Origin of the sequence: Pantoea sp. Fr+CA_20 (assembly GCF_024520835.1) — a bacterium.
In the GTDB taxonomy this organism is placed as follows: domain Bacteria; phylum Pseudomonadota; class Gammaproteobacteria; order Enterobacterales; family Enterobacteriaceae; genus Pantoea; species Pantoea allii.
The window spans coordinates 99,261-121,190 of sequence record NZ_JALNPN010000008.1 but is presented as its reverse complement, the minus strand read 5'-3'; the positions used below and the strand labels follow the sequence as shown (position 1 = coordinate 121,190).

Here is a 21,930-nt window from a genome sequence, read left to right as displayed (position 1 = left end):
GGCGGACATGCCCGCCCCATCGTCATTTGATATGGGTCAATTTTATGAAAGCGTTACATTTCGGAGCAGGCAACATTGGTCGCGGTTTTATTGGCAAACTCCTGGCTGATGCCGGTATTGAACTGATTTTTGCAGATGTCAATCAGGCAGTGCTGGATGCCCTTAATGCACGTCATGAATATCCCGTCCACGTCGTGGGTGAACAGGCCAAAGTTGAAGTGGTTAAGGGCGTTAGCGCCGTTAACAGTACCAGCGACGAGATTATCGAATTGGTCGCTGACGTCGATCTCGTTACCACTGCCGTTGGTCCGCAAATCCTTGAGCGCATTGCTGCCAGCGTGGCAAAAGGTCTGGCCAAACGCAGTGATAACGGCAATGTTCGGCCGTTAAATATTATCGCCTGTGAAAACATGGTGCGCGGCACCAGTCAGTTAAAACAACATGTACTGCAAGCGCTGCCCTTTGAGTATCATGTCTGGCTTGAACAACATGTCGGCTTTGTGGATTCAGCGGTAGACCGTATCGTTCCGCCTTCTGAAGCAGGCAGCCAGGATCTGCTGGAAGTCACGGTCGAAACCTTCAGCGAATGGATTGTGGATAAAACCCAGTTTAAAGGCGAGCTGCCTACTATTCCGGGCATGGAACTGACAGATAACCTGATGGCATTTGTGGAACGTAAACTTTTCACACTGAATACCGGTCATGCTATTACGGCCTACCTGGGGCAGTTGGCGGGTCACCAGACTATTCGCGATGCGATCCTCGATGGTAAAATTCGTGCTGTCGTTCAGGGTGCAATGGAAGAAAGCGGCGCGGTGCTCATCAGGCGTTATGGTTTTGAAGCGGATAAACATGCTGCCTATATTCAAAAAATTCTTGGTCGCTTTGAAAATCCGTATCTGAAAGACGACGTTGAGCGCGTAGGCCGCCAGCCACTTCGCAAGCTGAGCGCGGGCGATCGCCTGATTAAACCGACCCTGGGGACGCTGGAATACGGTCTGCCACACGCGAACCTGGTGCAGGGGATTGCGGCTGCCATGCATTACCGCAGCGATCAAGATCCCCAGGCGCAGGAGCTGGCTACGCTACTGGCAGAAAAAGGCCCACAGGCGACCCTGGCGCAGGTTTCAGGACTCGATCCTGAGAGTGAAATTATCAAAGAGGCCGTGAGTGCCTGGCACGCCATGGCATAACAGGCCCATGTTAGCGACCCAGATCGGGGGCGATGAACGGGCCCTCGACAGCAGCACTACATTGACGCAGGCAATAATGGAAGAGAAGCAGGCTTTTGAAAACCGGGTGCTTGAACGCCTGAACGCTGGACGCTCGGTGAGAAGCTTTTTGTTCGCCGCCGTCGAGCTGTTAGCTGAAGCTGTCAATTTGCTGGTACTGCAGGTATTCCGTAAAGATGACTACGCGGTGAAATACGCCGTGGAGCCCCTGTTGCTGGGCGATGGCCCGTTAGGGGAACTCTCTGTCCGGCTCAAGCTGATTTATGGTCTTGGCGTTATTAGCCGGCATGAATATGAAGACTGCGAGTTACTTCTGGCCCTGCGCGAAGAGCTCAATCACGATGCAGGCGATTACCGCTTTACCGACGATGAAATCCTGGGACCGTTTGGTGAGTTACACTGCGTAGCGGCCTGGCCGCCGGTGCCCGCGTTACATGCTGAGGATGCTGCACTGCAGGCTATGCAGCAGCAGCGTTATCTGCAAATGGTGCGCTCCACCATGGTCCTGTCACTCACCGAACTGATTTCCCGCATCAGCCTGAAACAGGCTTTTAAGAAGTCAGCCAGCTAAATCCTGCCGGGAGCCTGACGGCTCCCCTTTTCGCGCTAACCACCGAGAATCTACGTTAAATTTGGTGTATCCTTAGCCTGTTTTCCTCAACGAGTTGTTGTCATGAAAGAGCAAGAAAAGAACGAAATTAAACGCCTCAGCGATCAACTGGACGCCCTGAATCGTAAAGAGCCTCAGTTGCTAGAATCCGGTGATGCTGAAAAGCTGGGTGCGCTACTGAAAGAGAAAGAAACGCTGGTGACTGAAATCGAGCGTCTTCGCAGTCAGCGCGAGGTTAAACTGAGTCTGGAAGCGCAGAAACTGCAAAAGCTACCGTTTAGCCGGGCGATTACCAAAAAAGAGCAGGCAAATTTAGGCGCATTGAAGAAAAGCGTGCGCGGCCTGGTGGTGGTACATCCAATGACCGCGCTGGGACGAGAAATGGGTCTTGACGTCATGACCGGATTTGCGAAAAGCGCCTTTTAATATCGGGGTCAGGCGGCGGCCTGTTCGCTATTTTGCTGGCCAGTAGCAGTCCCTACCTGCTCTGCCAGCGAATCCAGCAGCGTATAACGACGACGGTACTCTGCACGCTTCTTGCTGGCAATGTCCTCCAGCGTTTTACGCGGCAACGTCAGCGGCAGGATAAAGATGCCATCTGCACGTTCTTGCCCGTTAACCGTCAGCCAAAATTCACTGTAGCTGGCATGGAATTTATCCCCTTTACTCTGGCGATAACGCAGGCTACGAAAAACATGCGTCTTGTCTCCTACCGCTGCTATTTTTCGGACGCCGCATTGCTGCGCTAAAATAAACACGACTTCCATCAGTAAGCGTTTAGGAAATAAGCCATGCGCCGCTTTGGTTGCATCGCGAATAACATCATTACTGATGCTTTTACGCGGCCCCTGTAAACCACCGATTAATAAAGTCCGTGCGTTTTCCTCATTTAAGATCGTAAATGTCAGAGACGCGATGCCTTCATCCTGATAACGCAGCACTAAGGTTACTTCCCCCTCGCGATCGTAATAGCCCGCACTACAGGCAATGACGAATTCTTCGTTATTTTTGCCCGACAGTCTGGCCAGAACATTCTCTTCACCGCTTTGCAGGATCTGACGGAGTGACATGTTTTCCAGATTACTCAGCAAATGGTAGTGATCAAGAATAGCCTGCGCACGTGCTGCTACGCGCATTCCGGCGTGCAGATAAGGGCGATGTAACTTAGCGGGTAATAAACCCTGTACGCGCATTAATTGCGAAATTCTGGGTAACTCAGAGAGCTGCTGTAAATAGCGCAACGTGGTAATGGGTGCAATCAGCGTCCTTAAGGCAAATTTGAGACGAAAACGACGACTCAGCCAGATTTTATTGGGTACGTACTTTCCGCTGATTAATTGAAAAAATAAAGAGGCATACGAATCGGCAACCGGATCGTGTGTAGTGTAAATGGACATGGTGTAAGTTCTTATTAGTCTGATCGTGGCATTGATGATAAAACGACCGGCATCAACGACAGGTTAATGACTCAAATTGTTAAAAACTTAACGGGGTCAACTTACGCTTCGTTTAAAAATGGTTTAACTGATTTATCGCAAGGGACTTTTCTATTGCGGCGATTTGCAGGCAGCCCGCCTGCAACGGAAAACTGCACCGGCAATCGGCAATCGGCAATCGGCAATCGGCAATCGGCAATCGGCAATCGTAGTGGCATCATGCCAACGGCGAAGAGAGAAAACGTGACGTTCAGGCGAAAAAAAACCGGCAGAACAGATTCTGCCGGTTGAGACTCGTGTGGTTATCGCTTACTTAGCGGAGGCAAAGCGGGCTGCCGCTTCGTCCCAGTTAACCACGTTCCAGAATGCTTTAATGTAATCTGGACGCTTGTTTTGGTACTTCAGGTAGTATGCGTGTTCCCACACATCCAGACCGATGATCGGATAACCTGAAACGCCAGCGATAGCCTCACCCATCAGTGGGTTGTCCTGGTTAGCGGTCGAAACCACGGCCAGTTTGTCACCTTTTTTAACCAGCCAGGCCCAACCAGAACCGAAACGGGTTGCCGCCGCTTTCTCAAACTCTTCCTGGAATTTTTCAACGCTACCAAAATCTTTCTCAATCGCCGCCTTCAGCTCACCCTGAAGCGTTGTGCCCGTTTTCAGGCCTTTCCAGAACAGACTGTGGTTAGCATGACCACCTGCGTTATTACGCAGTGGGCCTTTTTTGTCTGCTGGCAGCTGATCCAGTTTCGTGATCAGTTCATCAACAGGCAGATCAGCAAATTCAGTGCCTTCCAGCGCCGCATTGGCGTTGTTGACATAGGTCTGATGATGTTTGGTGTGATGGATTTCCATCGTCTGCTTGTCAAAGTGCGGTTCCAGTGCGTCGTAAGCGTAAGGCAGGGATGGCAGTGAATAACTCATGTTCTTCCTCTCCATTTAGTGTTTGAGCAGCACGACAATGTCGGCACGTGCCGCGTAAGCAGTCGTATCATTATAGTTAAATTCATGATCGGTAAAAGCGTAATCAATGCCCTATTAAACATAAGGTTTTGAAAAAACATGCAAAGACTGCGCAATTTTAAGTTTTATGCTGCCCGCAAAATGGCCGATGCGGCGGCTGATCAGCAGGCGCGTGTCGCCGCACTCATTGGTTCTGCGCGCAACGCACCTGCACAAAACAGGATTTACATGAGCCGCTGTGGATGGCTGTAAATGGTTGCACGGCCCGGCTTACTGAACCCCACCAGGGTAAGGTTACAGCGTTCTGCAACCTCTACGGCCAGTCGGGTTGCTGCGGAAACGGCAAACAGAATTTCAACGCCACACATGGCTGATTTCTGCACCATTTCATAGCTGGCGCGGCTGGAAACCAGCAGAGCACCGTCGCCCCACGTGGCCTGACTGCGATAGCCCAACAGCTTGTCGAGCGCGACATGACGGCCCACATCTTCGCAGCCGTGAACAAGCTCACCCTCAGGCTGTATCCAGGCGGCAGCATGAGTGCAGCCCGTTTTTTGCCCCACGGGCTGAAAATGCTTCAGTTGCCCCAGCGCGCGGTCCAGGTGCGCTAACGTGAAGCGCTGAGTGAACGGCAGCGGCGTAAGCGGCTTACCAATCTGGTCCAGTTGCTCCACGCCACAAACGCCGCAGCCCGTTCGCCCTGCCAGAGCGCGCCGATGCGCCTTCAACGCCATAAAACGGCGGCTGGATAGCTCAATCTGCACCTCAATACCACTGCAACCCGCGACGACATCCATACCAAAGATATCTGTCGGGGCGTCAATAATGCCCTCTGAGAGAGAAAAACCGATGGCAAAAGCCTCCAGGTCTTTGGGCGTCGTCATCATCACGACGTGAGAAATGCCATTGTAAACCAGCGCCACCGGCACCTCTTCTGCTAACCAGTCAGCCTGGGAATGGTGTAAATCGTCACGTTGCCACACCTGAGTTTCACGCAGACCATCCAGCTCGCTTACACCAGCATCACATCTCGCTTTGTTTTTATTCACTTTGTTCTGATCCTGGCTAATTCCGCATGGATTAAAAGGTAATAGTATTCCGCTATCCTGAATAGTGCCTATTCTGAACCGGGTCAAAGGCGGCAACAAGCGCATGTCACCCCGAGAGCATAAAGCGTGAAATTGCTTCCTGATGGCCTGGCATCCGTTGTGCAAGTCGATGTTCAATCATCCGGTTCACGCGCAGTCAGTCAGGGAAAAAATGCATTTCACACAGAAGGACAGGATTTGGGCTGCTATGATCAGCCTGTCGGGTCGGATCGTGGCATCCAGCCATGCCGCGGTCTCCTGACTCACAAATATGATTGCTTTGATGTCAGCAGCCGGCGTGACAAGCTGCGAGAACAGAAAGAGCAAACGGGCAAGAGCGCGCACGTCAATATGGCGCGCGTGAGTACCGAGAACCCTATTCTTGCTGGTGTCGTGAGTAGCGTAATCAGCCAACAAAACAGGAAAATGCCTTCTATGAGCATCCGCATTATCCCGCAAGATCAGTTGGAGAAGAGCGAAAAAAACCCAGCGGAGACGATTCCGCCGTTACTTTTTCCCCGGCTGAAAAATTTATATAGCCGTCGTGCTGCGCGACTGCGCGACCTGGCTGCTAAAAATCCCCTTGGGGATTATTTACGCTTTGCCGCGGTGATAGCACAGGCACAGGAAATTGTCCTGTACGACCATCCCCTGCAGATGAATCTGCACGCGCGTCTGGTGCAAAGCAATCAGGAAGCTAAGCCGCCACTGGATATTCATACCTTACCGCGGGACACACACTGGCACCGCCTGCTGCATTCGCTGATTGCCGAGCTCAAGCCCGAGATGAGCGGCCAGGCACTGGCGGTACTGGAGAACCTGGAAAAAGCCTCTGCCACTGAGCTGGAAACGATGGCCAGCGCGCTCTTTGCGGGCGAATATGCTCAGGTCAGCAGTGACAAAGCACCTTTTATCTGGGCTGCACTGTCGATCTACTGGGCGCAAATGGCGGCCTTGATTCCCGGCAAAGCTCAGGCGGAGATGGGCAACCAGCGCCAGTTCTGCCCGGTGTGCAACAGCATGCCGGTTGCCAGCATGGTGCACATGGGCTCACATGAAGGGGCGCGTTACCTGCATTGCAACCTGTGCGAAAGTGAGTGGTACGTGGTGCGGAGCAAATGCACCAACTGTGAGCAATCCCGCGATCTTCACTACTGGTCGCTGGACAGTGAACATGCGGCGGTTAAAGCTGAAAGCTGTGGTGATTGCGGTAGCTACCTGAAAATGTTGTATCAGGAGAAGAACCCGGCAATGGAACCCGTTGCGGACGATCTCGCCTCATTGGTGCTGGATGCCCGCATGGAGCAGGAAGGCTTTGCACGAAGCAGTCTGAATCCCTTTATGTTTCCCGGTGAATAGTTTTTTGCTGAAGAAACCCCGCTCAACCGGAGTCACGCAATGAAACTGATTGGCAGCTATACCAGCCCTTTTGTACGAAAGATCTCCATCATTATGCTGGAAAAAGGCATGATGTTTGAATTCGTCAATGCTTCGCCCTACAGTGACGACAGCCACGTTCCGCAATACAATCCGTTAGGGAAAGTCCCTGCGCTGGTCACTGAGGATCAGCAGACCTGGTTTGATTCCAGCATTATTGCTGAGTACCTGGAACAGCGCAGTCAGGTTCCTGCTCTGCTGCCGGGTGACTCACTTGAGTCACTGAAGGTTCGTCAGTTAGAGAAGCTGGCTGATGGCATCAGTGACGCGGCGCTGGTGATTGTGCGTGAGCAGTTGCGGCCTGGCGATATGCAGTCAGAAGAGGTTTTACTGCGCCATCGCGAGAAAATTCAGCGTGGGCTGGACAGCCTGGAAGGCTACGTGATGGAAGGAAAATGGATTAACAATGGCACGCTTAACCTGGCAGATATTGCCACGGGCTGCATGATTGGCTATCTGAATTTTCGTCGCGTCGTGCCAAACTGGTGTGTTGAACGTCCGGCCTTAGTCAAACTGGCAGAAAATCTGTTTCAGCGCGAAAGTTTCGCCCGTACTGCGCCACCCGCATCCTGATGGACGAAGCAGATGGTCAGCCCTGATGCCGGTAGCAGGGCTGACAGCCTGTTTCGAAAGGATTACACAGCGCGCATTTTCTGCATTACCCGTCTTCTGAATGGCATAAGGTGCAGTTCGCGCATGATGCGATGCACAGCTGGCTTGCAGTGCTGGCCATTTGACTAAAGGTGTAATCAGAAACGGTAACCCACACCGATGTTAATACCATTAACTGCGCGCGGCTCATCTTCAACCCGGGTTCGGGAACCTTCATAACCCAGCGTAACAGACAGATAATCAACCGGATTAATGATAATGCCGGCACCGTAAGCAAACGCATTAGTGCTGTCTGAAAAATCAATATGCTGAGGCATTCCCTGATTATCATAACCGTTATAATGACGGCGCATGGCGGTATGGGAAAAACCCGCAAGCGCGTAAAGACTCACCATGTTATTCAGGCGATATGCCGGACCCGCCAGCAAAGAATAATATTCTGCGCTGACATGATCGGACGTATTTAGCGAGAAAAAAGAACGGTTGCTGTCTTCACTGTTCTCCAGCGTGGTGAAAGAAGCAAGCACGCTAACCGGTGAATCCCACTCATAGCGATATTGCAGATTTACACCGGGCATATTTTTAAAATCTTCCGCTTTACTCTGCGCATAGCCTACTGACAGGGTTTGCGTCGCCAGTGCTGGCACCGCATCACTCAGTAAGGCGAGGAAAAGAGTGGAAATAATAATCTTCTTCATAAAACTGTCCTGATATAACAAGGCAGGCGGCGCATAGCCTCTATACAGACGCGCGCGTCCTGTTCATTCTCTGCGACTGACAGCGTGATCCTTTCAAGAAAAATGCTGTGAGCCCGATAGTATTCAGCCCTTTTTCATTCGAAATAAAACAGGCTATTTACGCCAGACATCGTTTATTCAGCTTTACTACAGATAACAAAAGGCGTGATTAACTCACGGCAAAGTAACGGTAATTAACGGCTATCTGGCGGAGCGGGACCTTAACAAAAAACACGACATTCCCACAATAAACGAAAGGGTAATAGTCGCTTAAATCAGAACTGATTGAGAACAGGTTGATGTTGAGTCACCGCAGCCCGTTAATAACCCGTAATGGCGAAAATAAGCGGATGATGACCCCGTGACAATAAGTATCGCCATATCTTGCATTGCGGCATCGAGTCCGATATATCTTTTGCCATCGCCTTTTCCTGAGCCTGAACGGCACGCGCAGGCCGCAAACCAGGGGAAAAGGCGGCATCAAGCAGGCTGAATGTTGTTATTTACGCGCATTCCTTTTACGGGCTGTGAGACCTGACAGTCCATCGCCTCAGGCAGACGAAAACCGGATAAATATCTATCATGCAATCACTCTTCAGAACGGCATTGTGTTGCCTCCTGGCCGGTAATATCACGCACGCCTGGGCTGAGGGGCTGACCCTGGGTGCACAGGGCGAAGCGAACTTTACGCCTTATCACCAGTACAAAACCCAATATTCAGGCCTGCCTTATGCGGGCTATGACAACAATCATGTCTACATTGATGGCACCGAAGTTGGTGCGTATTTCATCAAGGATGACACCACACAATTCAAAGCGCGCTGGTGGTATCTGGATAACGAATTCGATCCCGGTCAGTCATCTGATTCGGCGCTGCGGCAGTTACGTATTCGCCACAGCACCATGATGGGCGGCATTAGCTACCAGAAAATAACGCCTGTGGGTGCCTTCAGAACCGAACTGTCTGCCGATACGCTGAATGAAAGCCGGGGAGTGCTGGGGACGGTCGCATGGGCGGGACAGGTCTCTTTCATGCAGCTAGATGTTTATCCACAGGTCGGCGTTGACTGGCTTAATAAGCAACAGGCAAGCTATTACTATGGTGTGAACGCACAGGAATCTGCCCGCAGCGGTTTATCTTCCTGGAACCATCAGGGCGTTACGCCGTGGCTTGCTTTGGCATTTGACTGGCATCCTGTTACGCCTTTGCATATTTATCTGCAACCCAAAGTGACCTTCCTCACTGGCGCACTTCGCGACAGTCCGATGACGGATCAACAGTATTACTGGACGCTCTCTTCCGGTGTGACCTGGACCTTTTAAGGCGAGCTATCTGGCCGATAACGCCGGGCGAGGTTGATTCATCAAGCGGTGATCTCCGCAACGCGTGCTGAAACGGGTTGCGGATAAAAATGGCCGTCTTGACGCTGACGAAAGAAAAAATGTGCTGCTATTGCACTCTGTTGTGAAAAGGATGCCCGTTTAAAAGACGGACGGCACAAAATCACCTGCCGCAGCAGTGGTGCTATTCAGGCCTGACCGACTGTTTTTCAAATCTAAAATATCTCAACGCTATTCAGGACGGGACAACTGAATAAAAAAAGGGACGATTTCTCGTCCCTTCTTTAGCGCTTCTGCATGGGTTACTGCAGCAGTGAAATATCGGCGACCTGCAGGAACAGTTCGCGCAGTTTCGACAGCAGCGTCAGACGATTAATCCGCACCGCCTGGTCTTCTGCATTCACCATGACTTTGTCAAAGAAGTTGTCTACCGCTTCACGCAGTTGGGCCAGCTCAATTAACGCATCCTGATAGCGACCTTCTGCAAAGTAAGGCTGCAGTTTGCTGCTCAGGGCGGTAACAAAGGTGGCCAGCTGGATTTCTTCGTTCTCTTTCAACAATGACGCCTGCACGCTGTCATTCAGCGGTTCGGTCGATTTCGCCAGAATGTTAGAGACGCGTTTGTTGGCAGCGGCCAGTGCGGCAGCTTCATCCAGCGTACGGAAGTGTGATACCGCCTTCATGCGTGCATCAAAGTCTGCCGGACGGGTCGGACGACGTGCCAGTACCGCCTGCAATGTATCAATGCTGTGACCTTCTTCCTGATACCAGGTGCGGAAGCGCCCCAGCATGAAGTCGATGACGTCATTAACCGCATTGGCATTGCTCAGCTTGCTGCCATACAGGCGTACGGCTTCTTCCGTCAGCGTTTGCAGATCGAGCGGCAGATTTTTCTCTACGATAATGCGCAGTACGCCAAGGGCGGCACGACGCAGTGCAAAGGGATCTTTATCGCCTTTAGGATGTTGACCAATGCCGAAAATACCGGCCAGGGTGTCCATCTTATCGGCGATCGCCAGTGCGCAGGCTACCGGACTGGAGGGCAAATCATCCCCCGCAAATCGCGGCTGATACTGCTCGTTCAGCGCCACGGCAACATCTTCGGCTTCGCCGTCATGACGCGCATAGTGCATGCCCATCACGCCTTGCGTGTCGGTAAACTCAAACACCATGTTGGTCATCAGGTCACACTTCGACAGCAAGCCTGCGCGCGTCGCGTGGTTCACATCCGCCCCCATCTGCGCCGCAACCCAGCCTGCCAGAGCCTGAATGCGGTCAGTTTTGTCACGCAGCGAACCCAGCTCTTTCTGGAACAGCACGGTGTCGAGGCGTGGCAGATGATCTTCAAGGCGTTTTTTGCGGTCGGTATTAAAGAAAAATTCGGCATCCGCCAGACGCGGGCGAACGACCTTTTCATTACCTGAAATGATCTGCTGCGGATCGCTGGACTCAATGTTGGTCACAAAAATGAAGTTCGGCAGCAGGTTGCCAGCGGCGTCATAAACCGGGAAGTATTTCTGATCGCCCTTCATGGTGTAAACCAGCGCTTCAGAAGGCACTTTGAGGAATTTTTCCTCAAAGGTGGCAGTTAATACAACCGGCCATTCCACCAGCGACGTCACCTCTTCCAGCAGGCTGTCACTCAGGTCGGCTACGCCGCCTAAACGACGTGCCGCGGCTTCCGCATCGGCTTTGATCATGGCTTTGCGGACCTGATAGTCGGCAATCACCTGGCCGCGCTTTTCAAGCACATCCGGATACTGATCGGCGTTCTCGAGCGTGATTTCACTTTCGCCCATAAAGCGATGACCACGAATAACGCGGTCTGACTGAATGCCCAGAATCGTACCGGGGATCAGTTCATCACCGAGCAGCATGGTAACGGTGTGCACCGGACGCACAAACTGCACGTCGCTGTTACCCCAGCGCATCAGTTTAGGCACAGGCAGTTTGCTCAGGGCCGTGGCAATCATTCCCGGCAGTAATGCCTGAGCGGCCTCACCTTTAACCTGGGCACGATAAACCAGCCATTCGCCTTTATCGGTGCTCAGGCGTTCAGCCTGATCAACCGTAATGCCATTACCGCGCGCCCAGCCTTCTGCGGCTTTCGTCGCGTTGCCGTCTGCATCAAACGCTGCGGCTACTGCAGGCCCGCGCTTTTCAACTTCACGGTCAGGTTGGGCGGCACTCAGATTCGCGATTTTCAGCGCCAGGCGACGCGGCGCGGCGAACCAGAGCACCTCGCCATGGTTCAGATTGGCCGCATCCAGCTCGGCCGTAACCTGCGCCGCGAAGGCTTCCGCCAGGCTACGTAATGCTTTCGGTGGCAGCTCTTCGGTGCCGATTTCCACCAGGAACGTTTTCTCAGTCATGGCTGCCTCTTACTTTTTGTTATTGCACATCGGGAAGCCCAGCGCTTCACGAGAAGCGTAATAGGCTTCAGCCACGGCTTTGGTCAGGGTGCGAATACGCAGAATGTAGCGCTGACGTTCAGTCACCGAGATCGCTTTACGCGCGTCCAGCAGGTTAAAGCTGTGCGCGGCTTTCAGGATGCGCTCGTAAGCAGGCAGTGGCAGCGGTTTTTCCAGCGCCAGCAAATGCTGCGCTTCTTTCTCATACTGTTCAAAACAGGTGAAGAGAAAATCCACATCGGCGTATTCGAAGTTGTAAGTAGACTGCTCGACTTCGTTCTGGTGGAACACGTCGCCGTAGGTCGTTTTGCCTAGCGGACCGTCGCTCCAGACCAGATCGTAAACGCTGTCAACGCCTTGAATGTACATGGCAAGGCGCTCGAGACCATAGGTGATCTCGCCGGTCACCGGTTTGCACTCCAGGCCGCCGACCTGCTGGAAATAGGTAAACTGCGTCACTTCCATGCCGTTCAGCCACACTTCCCAGCCGAGTCCCCAGGCGCCCAGCGTCGGGTTTTCCCAGTTGTCTTCGACAAAGCGAATATCGTGCACAGTCGGATCCATACCCAACGCTTTCAGCGACCCAAGGTACAGCTCCTGAATGTTGTCTGGCGAGGGCTTGATGATCACCTGAAACTGGTAATAGTGCTGTAAGCGATTCGGGTTTTCGCCGTAGCGACCGTCGGTAGGACGGCGGGACGGCTGCACATAGGCAGCGGCAATCGGCTCCGGGCCAAGTGCACGCAGGCAGGTCATTGGGTGTGAAGTACCAGCGCCCACTTCCATGTCCAGTGGCTGAACAATGGTGCAGCCCTGGCGCGCCCAGTAATCTTGCAATGTCAGGATCAGGCCCTGAAAGGTCTTGGTATCAAACTTTTGCATGATGAGTTCGCACGCGGTTCGGCTAGATAAAAAAAGAGTGCGACAGTATACCCTTTGACCGCGCGATGTGCAGCCGGAAATCCTGCCGTGCAGCCCCGAACGTAGATTTTAGGACGCCGTTCGGCACCAAAGCGCCGCTGAACGGCGAAATTAACCTGTGCCGTTTGGCTTTTTTCATGCGATCTTGCGCACAGAGGGTTCTGAATCCCTGTCAACGCGCTTGTTGACTGCGACGCGACTGGCTACGCTTTGCACCGGGACGCACTGCGCCAGAGGAAACCATGTCGCAAAAGATTTACTGGATAGATAATTTGCGGGCGATTGCCTGCCTGATGGTCATCGTCATCCACACTACCACCTGGTATCTGGCCGGGCCGATGGCGATAAAAGGTCACTGGTGGGACGTGGCCAACCTGTTCAACTCGACGTCGCGCATCTGTGTGCCGCTGTTTTTTATGATTTCCGGCTACCTGTTCTTTGGGGAGCGCAGTGCGCAGCCACGTCATTTATGGCGGCTTGTGGGGTGCCTGCTGTTTTACAGTGCCGTCTCGCTGGTCTATATCAGCCTGCTGACGCCCATAGGTGAAGGACGCTCGATTTTAAAAATGCTGCAGAAGCCGGTGTTTTACCATCTGTGGTTTTTCTTCGCGCTGATTGGCATTTACCTGCTGTCGCCACTGATTCAGGTAAAAAGCGTACGACCGCGCTACGTCGCGTTGCTGGTGTTGGTTTTGGTGGTGCTGGCGAATCCCAATACCATGGATCAGTCATGGGGACGATTCCACTGGTTGCCGATTAACCTGTATATGAGCGGAGACAGTATTTACTACCTGCTCTACGCGCTGTTAGGCCGGGCTATCGGAACCATGGAAACAGACAGGCGCGGCGTGACTGCGCTCGCGGCGGTGGCTTTCCTGGCCTGCGTGACCGGCATTATGCTTGGCACCAAACGGGCGCTAATCGTCAACGGCGCGTTTAACGACACCTGGTATCTCTACTGCGGACCGCTGGTTTTTATTGCGGCTATCAGCGCCCTGCTGGTGTTCAAAAATGCCTTTAATCAACGAACCTTGCCCGGTTTAGCGACGATTTCACGTTACTCGCTGCCCATTTACGGTTTTCACGCGCTGTTTATTCATTTCATCCGCACCAATCACTATGACGATATGACGCGGCCCTGGCTGGATCTGCCTGCCGTGTTCACAGTCACCCTGGCAGGCAGTTTACTCCTGGCGATGATACTCAGTCGGATAGACAGACGGCACTGGGTGACCTGAGGGCTATGTTGTCAGATTCCAACCCCGGGCGCGCCATAGCCCGGGCAACGCGGCCATATCCGTAAACACCGTGACCAGTGGATGATCAAGCGCCGGGTTATGTGCATCGGCACAGTAATAGAACACCGGCATGCCGGCGGCGATACCGGCCTGCGCGCCCGCTTCAGAGTCATCCACCAAAATACAGCGTTCAACAGGGACCTGCATGTGCCGGGCGGCGTGAAACATCAGTTCTGGCTCGGGTTTCCAGTGGCCAATGTCGTAACCGCTGTAAAGATGATCGGCAAAATAGTCCAGCATGCCGGTCAAGCCCAGCGAGTGCTGCATCTTCTTGACCGTGCCGTTGGATACCACACACACCGGCACCTTCATCTGCTCCACCAGCGCCTTCGCCCCGGCGATCGGCTTCAGTTCAAGATCAAATAATCGCGCCACTTCGCTGCGGTAGGCAGGTTCAACCTCCTCCAGCGGTAAGGTTATCCGGTGCGATTCCGCGACATCGCGGATAATGTCATACAGTTTTACCCCTTTATACTTTTCAAACATCTCCTGCAGGGAGAGCGTAATACCGTAACGGGCAAACGTGGTGACATAAGCGCGGGTGCACAGTACTTCACTGTCGACCAGGGTACCATCGCAATCGAAAAAGACGCATTCTGCTGACATCTGACTCAATCCTTTTATGTGGGTGCCCTTACACTTTAACGTAACCCTGTCGAATTGCGATAATGGCAATCGGTTGCGAAAAATCATTGTATTGCAGGGGCAAAATCGCCAGGATACGCGCCGGTGAAATTTTCTTCTGGATAAATGGCATGAACAAACACGGCCTTTTTCAGCGCGTATTTAAGTTGCAGGAACATGGTACAACGGTTCGTACCGAGGTCATCGCAGGCATTACCACGTTTTTGACCATGGTCTACATCGTCTTTGTTAACCCACAGATTTTGGGTGTCGCAGGCATGAATACCCAGGCGGTGTTTGTGACGACCTGTCTGATTGCCGCGTTTGGCAGCATTCTGATGGGCGTGTTCGCTAACCTGCCGGTGGCGCTGGCACCCGCGATGGGCCTCAATGCCTTTTTTGCTTTCGTCGTCGTGGGGGCCATGGGCTACTCATGGCAGGTAGGAATGGGCGCAATCTTTTGGGGGGCGCTGGGACTGTTAATCCTGACGCTGCTGCGCGTCCGCTACTGGATGATCGCCAACATTCCGCTCAGCCTGCGCGTCGGCATTACCGCTGGCATTGGGTTATTTATTGCGATGATGGGGCTAAAAAACGCCGGCATCATTGTGGCGAACCCGGATACGCTGGTCACTGTGGGTAATCTCAGCTCACATCATGTCCTGCTGGGCGCACTGGGTTTCTTTATTATCGCTATTCTGGCGTCACGCAATATTCACGCCGCCGTGCTGATTTCGATGATCGTCACCACGGCGATTGGCTGGATGCTGGGCGACGTTAAGTTTGTTGGCGTATTCTCTGCGCCCCCTTCCATCACCTCGGTGGTCGGTCAGGTCGATATTACAGGTGCATTTAATGTTGGCATGGCCGGCATTATCTTCTCTTTTATGCTGGTCAATCTGTTTGACTCGTCCGGTACGCTCATTGGTGTTACCGATAAAGCCGGACTCGCCGATGAAAAGGGTACTTTTCCGCGGATGAAGCAGGCGCTGTATGTCGACAGTATAAGTTCTGTGACCGGCGCGCTGGCGGGCACCTCGTCCGTTACGGCCTATATTGAAAGTACCTCTGGCGTCGCCGTAGGCGGTCGTACCGGCCTGATGGCAGTGGTTACCGGTCTTCTGTTCCTGCTGGTGACGTTTTTGTCGCCGCTGGCGGCCATGGTTCCGGCTTATGCCGCAGCAGGCGCGCTGATCTACGTTGGCGTACTGATGACGGCCAGCCTGTCGCGGGTGAAATGGGACGATCTGACGGAAGCCGTCCCCGCGTTCGTTACGGCAGCAATGATGCCTTTTAGCTTCTCAATCACCGAAGGCATCGCGCTGGGCTTTATTGCTTACTGTGTGATGAAGCTGGGCACGGGGCGCTGGCGTGAAATCAGTCCCTGCGTGGTGATCGTCGCAGTACTGTTTGTGCTTAAAATCGCGTTTATCGACGGACACTAAGCGGCGATAAACGACTTTGCGCGTGCTGGCGACTGGCCTCAGCGGTCAGGATAAGGCCAGCGCGCGTCCATTCAGCGTCGTCAGACGTATCATCTGCGTACCGGCATCCGGCTTGTCCAGGGTGATATCACGCAGTTCAGACCACTGGCCGTCGCCGGTTATTTCCCATAAGTGCAAGTGCCGTACCTGAGGTGATAAAGCACAGGACCACACCAGCGTGGGCTCGGCATCACACAGAATTTGCAGATCGGTATGAAGCGTTGAACGCAGGCGTCCGGCGCCGGGTAACAGCTGGAGCGACGTCAGTCCTGTTTCATCTCCCCCCTGGAGTTTCATCACGCTGCGACGTAGCGTCCAAATCTGCGTCACCGCCTCAGGCACGTCTTGCTGAGCATTAATCCAGGTGATTTCTCCCGAACTTAAGCCCTGCATCATCTGCTCCTGCGTCTGACGACTGTGCGCCCGCACGATATCAATCTCCAGCCCAACCTGACTGCGCTCTTCAGCCAGCAGTACGCCAACGGTATTCCCTGCGTAGGCAATATTAAAGTCCGGGAGATCGGGGTCCACGAAGGCCGGGCGGCCGTTATGGCAGTTAACTATCGGAGGAAGATGATGAAAGCCATAAACGCGTTGCATGAGCTGCTTCAATATAATGCGCGCCGCCAGAAAGCGCTCGCGACGTTTATCCGCCACGTGTCGCACGCTGTCGATAACGTCCTGCGTCATTGTCATGTCAACGAGCCGTTGGCCGGGGTTGCCTGCCCAACGAACAAAATGACCAGCCATCTGTCGCTCCATGAGAATGGTCAGATAATCATCAGCAGGATTATAAGCGCTTTTTCTGGCTGCCGCATTCGGCATACCGTAAACCCTTCGCTTTTCAGAAAAGCATCAGGCTGACACCCGCACGGCAGGCAGCATAAACCGTCAGGGATGGGCGCTACGAAACGACCGTAACGCTCAGGGATGTCAGACGAACTGGCACGCCTGCTCAAGGCTCAGACGGGGTAAACGGGGATGAAGCTTATCCGGGATGCCATAGCCCAAATTAATTAACAGATTGGCCTGCCAGGTGGTATCGGCAAAAAAGGCCTCGTTCACTTTTAACGGATCGAAACCCGACATCGGCCCGGCATCCAGCCCCAACGCGCGCGCTGCCAGAATAAAATATCCTGCCTGCAGGCTACTGTTACGAAAGGCCGTCTCTTTGACCAAATCCGGTGTGTTGGTAAACCAGTTACGCGCATCGGCATGTTGAAACAGCATCGTCAGGTGCTGATAAAATTCGCTGTCCCAGGCAATAATAACGGTAACCGGGGCATTCATGGTTTTCTCAAGGTTGCCTGACGCCAGCGCCGGTTTCAGCTTTTCTTTCCCCTCCGCGGAGGTGACAAAAACGAAGCGTCCCGGCGAGCAGTTTGCAGAAGTTGGGGCCAGGGCAACGAGCTGATAGAGTTGCTCCAGCAGGGCCGGGTCCACGGGTTTTTGCTGCCAGTGATTGTGAGTGCGGGCATGGTAAAAAAGGGTATTCAGCGCGTTATCATCAAGCGATGTAGTCATTATAACTCTCCAGGGAAGACATCCAGTATTCAACCTATACGGTGAGTTCAGGTTTTTGGATGCATTCCGGCACGTCTTATCGCGTTTTTTGACCGTCAATGCACAGCAAAAAACGCGGGGCAGAGCATCCTTAACAATAATAACCTACGCCACAATAACGAATAAGCAACACATTACGGTTTATCCCCTGAGCGGCGGCGTTCTGTTTTTGCCATGCCGCTGACGGGTTACGTGCTGTACATTATTTGCCGATACAGAAGCTCGAAAAAATGCGTCCCAGCAAATCGTCCGAGGTAAATTCCCCGGTAATTTCGCTGAGCGCCTGCTGCGCAAGGCGCAACTCCTCTGCCAGCAACTCGCCTGCCCAGGCACCTAAGAGCTGATATTTGCCCTGTTCCAGATGCGTCGCAGCACGCTCCAGTGCCTGCAGATGACGACGGCGTGCCAGGAAGCCACCTTCCATATTATCGGCAAAGCCCATAGTCTGTTTGAGATGGTCGCGCAATGTGTCCAGGCCTTCGCTGGTTCTGGCAGAAAGCCTGATAAGCGAATGACCATCGACTTCTGTCAGGCCCAGTGTTTCACCGGTGATGTCGGCTTTATTACGCACCACGGTAATCGGCAACTGGGGCGGCAAGCGTGCGACAAAATCTGGCCAGATCTCAGCCGGTTCGGTTGCGTGAGTAGTGGTGCCATCGACCATAAACAGCACTCTGTCGGCCTGTTCGATTTCGTGCCAGGCGCGTTCAATACCAATACGCTCCACTTCATCGCTGGCTTCACGTAACCCGGCGGTATCAATGATATGCAACGGCATACCGTCAATATGAATGTGCTCACGCAGTACATCGCGCGTTGTACCGGCGATATCGGTCACGATGGCCGCTTCACGTCCGGCAAGTGCATTCAGCAGGCTGGATTTTCCGGCATTCGGCCGACCGGCAATGACAACCTTCATGCCTTCGCGCAACAGGCTGCCCTGTTTGGCTTCGGCACGCACGGCATCAAGATCGCTGATGACCGTATTCAACTGCCCTTCGATTTTACCGTCAGACAGAAAATCGATCTCCTCATCGGGGAAATCAATCGCTGCCTCAACATAGATACGCAGATGAGTCAGTGCTTCCACCAGATGATTAATACGGACAGAGAATGCGCCCTGCAGTGAGTTGACCGCCGATCGTGCCGCCTGTTCTGAGCTGGCATCAATCAGATCGGCAATGGCTTCTGCCTGCGCTAAATCGAGTTTGTCGTTCAGAAAGGCACGCTCAGAGAATTCACCCGGTTGGGCAATGCGCAGACCCGGCAGCGCCACAATCCGTTTCAGCAGCAGATCCAGAATCACCGGGCCGCCGTGCCCCTGCAATTCCAGCACGTCTTCCCCGGTGAATGAGTGGGGGCCGGGAAACCATAGCGCGATCCCCTGATCCAGCACGCTGCCGTCACTATCGTTAAACGATAAATAGTCGGCATAACGCGGTTTGGGCAGTTTACCCAATATCTGCTGCGCAACCTCGGCGGCTCGCGGACCGGAAATACGCAAAATGCCAACGCCGCCGCGTCCGGGCGGGGTTGCCTGAGCAACAATGGTATCGCTATGGCTCATAAATTCTCTCTCACTACAAAAAACAAAGGCGGTCGCTTTGACCGCCTGAGCATAACCGTTTTTAGCGCGGGAGACCTCCCGCGACGGCTTTACGCTTTCTTCTTGTCGCGGCTGTGTAAGCCACGTTTTTCCAGCCCGCGATAAATCAGCTGCTGCTGGAGGATGGTCACCAGGTTACTGACGATGTAGTACAGCACCAGACCTGACGGGAACCACAGGAAGAACACGGTGAAAATCACAGGCATATACGTCATGATCTTCTGCTGCATCGGATCGGTCACGGTGGTCGGTGACATCTTCTGAATGAAGAACATGGTGATGCCCATCAGAATCGGCAGAATATAGTACGGATCCTGTGCTGACAGATCGTGGATCCATAAAATGAACGGCGCATGACGCAGTTCTACCGAGCCGGACAGCATGTAGTACAAGGCAAGGAAGATAGGCATCTGAATCACCAGCGGCAAACAGCCACCCAGCGGATTCACTTTTTCTGCTTTATACAGCGCCATCATTTCCTGGCTCTGCTTCTGCTTATCGTCACCTAAACGCTCACGCATCGCCTGAATCTTCGGCTGCAGCATGCGCATTTTCGCCATCGAGGTATACTGCGCTTTGGTCAGCGGGTACATGATGCCACGCACGATGAACGTGATGATGATGATCGAGAAGCCCCAGTTACCGATAAAGCTGTGAATGAACTTCAACAGTTTAAACAGCGGCTGAGAGATGAACCATAACCAACCGTAGTCAACCGTCAGGTCAAGGTGAGGCGCAATGGCAGCCATCTTGTCCTGAATTTCCGGGCCAACCCACAGCGTGGCATCCAGCGTCTGTTGTGCACCCGGCGCGACGGTTACCGGCGCGGATTTATAGCCGATGGCGGCAACGCCATTACCCAGATTACTGGTGTAAAGCGTATTCGCGCCCTGGGTGCGCGGCACCCATGCGGTGGCAAAATACTGCTGCAACATCGCTACCCAACCATTGCTGGTATTGGTATTGAGGTTTTCGTTATCCGCGATGGTATCGAACTTAATCTTTTCGTATTTCGATTCGCTGGTGGAGTAAGCCGTACCGCGGAAGGTGTGCAACGCAAAGTTGTTGCTGCCGGTATCACGGTGTTTAGGCAAATCGATGGTCTGCTTTAACTGGCCAAACATCGACAACTCCAGCGGCTGCTGGCTGGTATTGTTGATGTTGTAGTCAACATTAACCGCATAGTCGCCACGCTTGAACACGAATGTCTTGGTATAGACAACGCCGTTTTCAGCGGTGAACGTCATCGGCACACGCAGTTCGCTCTGACCGTCAGCCAGTTCGAAATGGTCCTGGGCGGTGTTATACAGCGGACGCGCACCATTGTTAGGATTATCCGGACCATTACGACCCGTTAAGCCACTTTGCGCCTGGTAAACAAACGACGGTGTGGTTTCCAGCAGCTCGAACGGCTTATCAGAACCCAGCTTATCTGGGTAAGTCAGCAGTTGTGCCTGGTCAACATCGCCACCGCGGGTGTTGATAGTTAATGACAGGACATCAGTCTTAACGGTGATCGTTTTACCCTGGCCGCTGGCCGGTACACCCTGGCCTGCAGCATCACCGGCTGCACTGTTTGTGTTCTGCGTGGTCTGGGTCTGCAAAGGCTTCGGAGCATGGTCCGTCTGCCAGGCTTGCCAGATCATGAAAGACACGAACAGAAAAGCGATGAGAAAGAGATTGCGTTGCGAATCCATCGTTAATGTTCTCTGGTATCAAAGGTTTTTGGCGGCACAGGATCGTCACCACCCGGGTTCAAAGGGTGGCATTTTAATACGCGTTTTAAAGTCAACCAACTGCCTTTTATCACGCCAAACCTGCGTAAGGCCTCAATTCCGTATTGAGAGCAGGTCGGATGAAACCGACAGTGTGGCCCCAGTAATGGACTGATGCCGCGTTGATAAACGCGTATCAGGACGATCAGGAACCGCGCGCCAGGCGACAGTGACGACGCCATAATTTCTCCAACGCTTCCGCCAACATACGGTTATCGAGATCGGCAACACCCTTCTTCGCAACCACCACAAAGTCCATCGACGGTAATTCATGCTGACGCAGACGAAAGCTTTCGCGGGTCAATCGCTTGATCCTGTTGCGTTCGTGGGCGCGTTTCACATGTTTTTTCGCGACAGTAAGACCGATGCGGGGATACCCCAGCGCGTTGAGGCGGCCGAGAATAGTAATTTGCGGCGTGCCAGCCCGTTGTGGCTGCTGAAAGACGAAAGTGAAATGAGTGGGAGTTAACAAACGTAACTCCCTGGGAAATGCGAGCTTACCCACCAGGGTTAGCTTTATTACTTAGAAACGGTCAGACGAGAGCGGCCTTTAGCACGACGACGTGCCAGAACCTGACGACCATTTTTAGTTGCCATACGAGCACGGAAGCCGTGTGAACGGTTGCGCTTCAGTACGGACGGTTGAAAAGTGCGTTTCATGGCGATTTCTACCTAAACTTGAAAATTTTCACTGGGTGACGCGTTTCCGGACCAAAAAACAGACCGACGCCTCAATGTGTCTTTAATAAAGAGGCGGGATTGTAATAATTGTACAGTCCCGAGTCAATT

Annotated in this window: 23 protein-coding genes; 9 read left to right on the top strand and 14 right to left on the bottom strand. The window is 53.1% G+C overall.

Features of this window, described 5'->3' with window-relative positions; genetic code table 11:
• Positions 1-44 precede the first annotated feature (44 nt).
• From mtlD to NR177_RS12400, 3 genes are all read left to right on the top strand, one after another.
• Entirely contained in the window at positions 45-1,193 is a 1,149-nt protein-coding gene (mtlD, locus tag NR177_RS12410; protein WP_109717918.1) for a mannitol-1-phosphate 5-dehydrogenase, read from the top strand.
• Positions 1,194-1,200: 7 nt separating this feature from the next.
• Positions 1,201-1,803, top strand: a complete 603-nt coding sequence (locus NR177_RS12405; protein WP_074180985.1) for an MltR family transcriptional regulator — start codon at positions 1,201-1,203, stop codon at positions 1,801-1,803.
• Positions 1,804-1,905: 102 nt separating this feature from the next.
• Positions 1,906-2,268 carry a YibL family ribosome-associated protein gene (locus tag NR177_RS12400; protein WP_063877845.1) on the top strand — a complete coding sequence of 121 codons (363 nt, stop codon included), beginning with the start codon at positions 1,906-1,908 and terminating at the stop codon, positions 2,266-2,268.
• Between the two features lie 8 nt (positions 2,269-2,276).
• Here the strand turns inward: NR177_RS12400 and NR177_RS12395 are convergent, their stop codons facing one another.
• A complete protein-coding gene (locus tag NR177_RS12395; RefSeq protein WP_096012909.1) occupies positions 2,277-3,239 on the bottom strand; it encodes a VirK/YbjX family protein in 963 nt (320 codons plus the stop codon).
• Positions 3,240-3,305: 66 nt separating this feature from the next.
• Here NR177_RS12395 and NR177_RS12390 point away from each other — a divergent pair, with 66 nt between their 5' ends.
• Positions 3,306-3,569 carry a hypothetical protein gene (locus NR177_RS12390; protein WP_256852989.1) on the top strand — a complete coding sequence of 88 codons (264 nt, stop codon included), beginning with the start codon at positions 3,306-3,308 and terminating at the stop codon, positions 3,567-3,569.
• An 18-nt stretch (positions 3,570-3,587) separates the two neighbouring features.
• On the opposite strand, the gene sodA is transcribed toward NR177_RS12390, so the two are convergent.
• Together sodA and fdhD are read right to left on the bottom strand one after the other, a co-directional pair.
• Positions 3,588-4,205, bottom strand: a complete 618-nt coding sequence (gene sodA, locus NR177_RS12385; RefSeq protein WP_006121393.1) for a superoxide dismutase [Mn] — start codon at positions 4,203-4,205, stop codon at positions 3,588-3,590.
• A 263-nt stretch (positions 4,206-4,468) separates the two neighbouring features.
• On the bottom strand, positions 4,469-5,293 hold the full coding sequence (fdhD, locus tag NR177_RS12380; RefSeq protein ID WP_342353043.1) for a formate dehydrogenase accessory sulfurtransferase FdhD: 825 nt from the start codon (positions 5,291-5,293) through the stop codon (positions 4,469-4,471).
• A 474-nt stretch (positions 5,294-5,767) separates the two neighbouring features.
• Between fdhD and fdhE the strand changes: the two genes are divergently transcribed.
• Positions 5,768-6,691, top strand: coding sequence for a formate dehydrogenase accessory protein FdhE (gene fdhE, locus NR177_RS12375; protein ID WP_109717921.1), 924 nt, complete (start codon positions 5,768-5,770; stop codon positions 6,689-6,691).
• Positions 6,692-6,730: 39 nt separating this feature from the next.
• Entirely contained in the window at positions 6,731-7,342 is a 612-nt protein-coding gene (locus NR177_RS12370) for a glutathione S-transferase (RefSeq protein WP_256852988.1), read from the top strand.
• A gap of 176 nt (positions 7,343-7,518) precedes the next feature.
• On the opposite strand, the gene NR177_RS12365 is transcribed toward NR177_RS12370, so the two are convergent.
• On the bottom strand, positions 7,519-8,079 hold the full coding sequence (locus NR177_RS12365; protein ID WP_063877839.1) for an Ail/Lom family outer membrane beta-barrel protein: 561 nt from the start codon (positions 8,077-8,079) through the stop codon (positions 7,519-7,521).
• A gap of 621 nt (positions 8,080-8,700) precedes the next feature.
• On the opposite strand from NR177_RS12365, the gene NR177_RS12360 reads away from it, so the two are divergent.
• The gene (locus NR177_RS12360) at positions 8,701-9,441 is read left to right on the top strand and encodes a MipA/OmpV family protein (RefSeq protein WP_256852987.1); all 741 of its coding nucleotides are present in this window, start codon (positions 8,701-8,703) and stop codon (positions 9,439-9,441) included.
• A gap of 320 nt (positions 9,442-9,761) precedes the next feature.
• Here the strand turns inward: NR177_RS12360 and glyS are convergent, their stop codons facing one another.
• Both glyS and glyQ read right to left on the bottom strand, forming a co-directional pair.
• On the bottom strand, positions 9,762-11,831 hold the full coding sequence (gene glyS, locus NR177_RS12355) for a glycine--tRNA ligase subunit beta (RefSeq protein WP_063877837.1): 2,070 nt from the start codon (positions 11,829-11,831) through the stop codon (positions 9,762-9,764).
• A gap of 9 nt (positions 11,832-11,840) precedes the next feature.
• Positions 11,841-12,752 (bottom strand): glycine--tRNA ligase subunit alpha, encoded by a 912-nt coding sequence (glyQ, locus tag NR177_RS12350; RefSeq protein ID WP_109717925.1) that lies wholly within the window; start codon positions 12,750-12,752, stop codon positions 11,841-11,843.
• Positions 12,753-13,033: 281 nt separating this feature from the next.
• Here glyQ and NR177_RS12345 point away from each other — a divergent pair, with 281 nt between their 5' ends.
• Positions 13,034-14,029 (top strand): acyltransferase, encoded by a 996-nt coding sequence (locus NR177_RS12345; RefSeq protein WP_063877836.1) that lies wholly within the window; start codon positions 13,034-13,036, stop codon positions 14,027-14,029.
• A gap of 3 nt (positions 14,030-14,032) precedes the next feature.
• Here the strand turns inward: NR177_RS12345 and yieH are convergent, their stop codons facing one another.
• Complete coding sequence (gene yieH / locus NR177_RS12340) at positions 14,033-14,695, bottom strand: 6-phosphogluconate phosphatase (RefSeq protein WP_063877835.1); 663 nt, start codon at positions 14,693-14,695, stop codon at positions 14,033-14,035.
• Between the two features lie 149 nt (positions 14,696-14,844).
• On the opposite strand from yieH, the gene NR177_RS12335 reads away from it, so the two are divergent.
• Positions 14,845-16,158, top strand: a complete 1,314-nt coding sequence (locus tag NR177_RS12335) for an NCS2 family permease (RefSeq protein WP_256852986.1) — start codon at positions 14,845-14,847, stop codon at positions 16,156-16,158.
• Between the two features lie 45 nt (positions 16,159-16,203).
• Here NR177_RS12335 and NR177_RS12330 read toward each other — a convergent pair whose 3' ends face one another.
• The 7 genes from NR177_RS12330 to rpmH all read right to left on the bottom strand — a co-directional run bounded on the left by NR177_RS12330 (position 16,204) and on the right by rpmH (position 21,801).
• Positions 16,204-16,947, bottom strand: coding sequence for a 4'-phosphopantetheinyl transferase superfamily protein (locus NR177_RS12330; RefSeq protein WP_256852985.1), 744 nt, complete (start codon positions 16,945-16,947; stop codon positions 16,204-16,206).
• Positions 16,948-17,130: 183 nt separating this feature from the next.
• Positions 17,131-17,721 (bottom strand): malonic semialdehyde reductase, encoded by a 591-nt coding sequence (locus tag NR177_RS12325; protein ID WP_063877833.1) that lies wholly within the window; start codon positions 17,719-17,721, stop codon positions 17,131-17,133.
• Positions 17,722-17,962: 241 nt separating this feature from the next.
• Entirely contained in the window at positions 17,963-19,327 is a 1,365-nt protein-coding gene (mnmE, locus tag NR177_RS12320) for a tRNA uridine-5-carboxymethylaminomethyl(34) synthesis GTPase MnmE (RefSeq protein ID WP_256852984.1), read from the bottom strand.
• Positions 19,328-19,416: 89 nt separating this feature from the next.
• On the bottom strand, positions 19,417-21,063 hold the full coding sequence (gene yidC, locus NR177_RS12315) for a membrane protein insertase YidC (protein ID WP_063877831.1): 1,647 nt from the start codon (positions 21,061-21,063) through the stop codon (positions 19,417-19,419).
• A 2-nt stretch (positions 21,064-21,065) separates the two neighbouring features.
• Positions 21,066-21,323: a membrane protein insertion efficiency factor YidD gene (gene yidD / locus NR177_RS12310; RefSeq protein ID WP_006121380.1), complete on the bottom strand. Its 258-nt coding sequence runs from the start codon at positions 21,321-21,323 to the stop codon at positions 21,066-21,068.
• Entirely contained in the window at positions 21,287-21,646 is a 360-nt protein-coding gene (gene rnpA / locus NR177_RS12305) for a ribonuclease P protein component (protein ID WP_013023999.1), read from the bottom strand. The genes yidD and rnpA overlap by 37 nt, the downstream gene beginning before the upstream one ends.
• 14 nt (positions 21,647-21,660) lie before the next feature.
• Positions 21,661-21,801, bottom strand: a complete 141-nt coding sequence (rpmH, locus tag NR177_RS12300) for a 50S ribosomal protein L34 (protein WP_003849659.1) — start codon at positions 21,799-21,801, stop codon at positions 21,661-21,663.
• Positions 21,802-21,930: the final 129 nt, after the last annotated feature.

What these genes read in the sequence shown, in the direction of transcription:
- mtlD (WP_109717918.1), top strand. Translation starts at nt 45, where the DNA reads ATGAAAGCGTTACATTTCGGAGCAGGCAACATTGGTCGCGGTTTTATT.
- NR177_RS12405 (WP_074180985.1), top strand. Translation starts at nt 1,201, where the DNA reads ATGTTAGCGACCCAGATCGGGGGCGATGAACGGGCCCTCGACAGCAGC.
- NR177_RS12400 (WP_063877845.1), top strand. Translation starts at nt 1,906, where the DNA reads ATGAAAGAGCAAGAAAAGAACGAAATTAAACGCCTCAGCGATCAACTG.
- NR177_RS12395 (WP_096012909.1), bottom strand. Translation starts at nt 3,239, where the DNA reads ATGTCCATTTACACTACACACGATCCGGTTGCCGATTCGTATGCCTCT.
- NR177_RS12390 (WP_256852989.1), top strand. Translation starts at nt 3,306, where the DNA reads ATGACTCAAATTGTTAAAAACTTAACGGGGTCAACTTACGCTTCGTTT.
- sodA (WP_006121393.1), bottom strand. Translation starts at nt 4,205, where the DNA reads ATGAGTTATTCACTGCCATCCCTGCCTTACGCTTACGACGCACTGGAA.
- fdhE (WP_109717921.1), top strand. Translation starts at nt 5,768, where the DNA reads ATGAGCATCCGCATTATCCCGCAAGATCAGTTGGAGAAGAGCGAAAAA.
- NR177_RS12370 (WP_256852988.1), top strand. Translation starts at nt 6,731, where the DNA reads ATGAAACTGATTGGCAGCTATACCAGCCCTTTTGTACGAAAGATCTCC.
- NR177_RS12365 (WP_063877839.1), bottom strand. Translation starts at nt 8,079, where the DNA reads ATGAAGAAGATTATTATTTCCACTCTTTTCCTCGCCTTACTGAGTGAT.
- NR177_RS12360 (WP_256852987.1), top strand. Translation starts at nt 8,701, where the DNA reads ATGCAATCACTCTTCAGAACGGCATTGTGTTGCCTCCTGGCCGGTAAT.
- glyS (WP_063877837.1), bottom strand. Translation starts at nt 11,831, where the DNA reads ATGACTGAGAAAACGTTCCTGGTGGAAATCGGCACCGAAGAGCTGCCA.
- glyQ (WP_109717925.1), bottom strand. Translation starts at nt 12,752, where the DNA reads ATGCAAAAGTTTGATACCAAGACCTTTCAGGGCCTGATCCTGACATTG.
- NR177_RS12345 (WP_063877836.1), top strand. Translation starts at nt 13,034, where the DNA reads ATGTCGCAAAAGATTTACTGGATAGATAATTTGCGGGCGATTGCCTGC.
- yieH (WP_063877835.1), bottom strand. Translation starts at nt 14,695, where the DNA reads ATGTCAGCAGAATGCGTCTTTTTCGATTGCGATGGTACCCTGGTCGAC.
- NR177_RS12335 (WP_256852986.1), top strand. Translation starts at nt 14,845, where the DNA reads ATGAACAAACACGGCCTTTTTCAGCGCGTATTTAAGTTGCAGGAACAT.
- NR177_RS12330 (WP_256852985.1), bottom strand. Translation starts at nt 16,947, where the DNA reads ATGGCTGGTCATTTTGTTCGTTGGGCAGGCAACCCCGGCCAACGGCTC.
- NR177_RS12325 (WP_063877833.1), bottom strand. Translation starts at nt 17,721, where the DNA reads ATGACTACATCGCTTGATGATAACGCGCTGAATACCCTTTTTTACCAT.
- mnmE (WP_256852984.1), bottom strand. Translation starts at nt 19,327, where the DNA reads ATGAGCCATAGCGATACCATTGTTGCTCAGGCAACCCCGCCCGGACGC.
- yidC (WP_063877831.1), bottom strand. Translation starts at nt 21,063, where the DNA reads ATGGATTCGCAACGCAATCTCTTTCTCATCGCTTTTCTGTTCGTGTCT.
- yidD (WP_006121380.1), bottom strand. Translation starts at nt 21,323, where the DNA reads ATGGCGTCGTCACTGTCGCCTGGCGCGCGGTTCCTGATCGTCCTGATA.
- rpmH (WP_003849659.1), bottom strand. Translation starts at nt 21,801, where the DNA reads ATGAAACGCACTTTTCAACCGTCCGTACTGAAGCGCAACCGTTCACAC.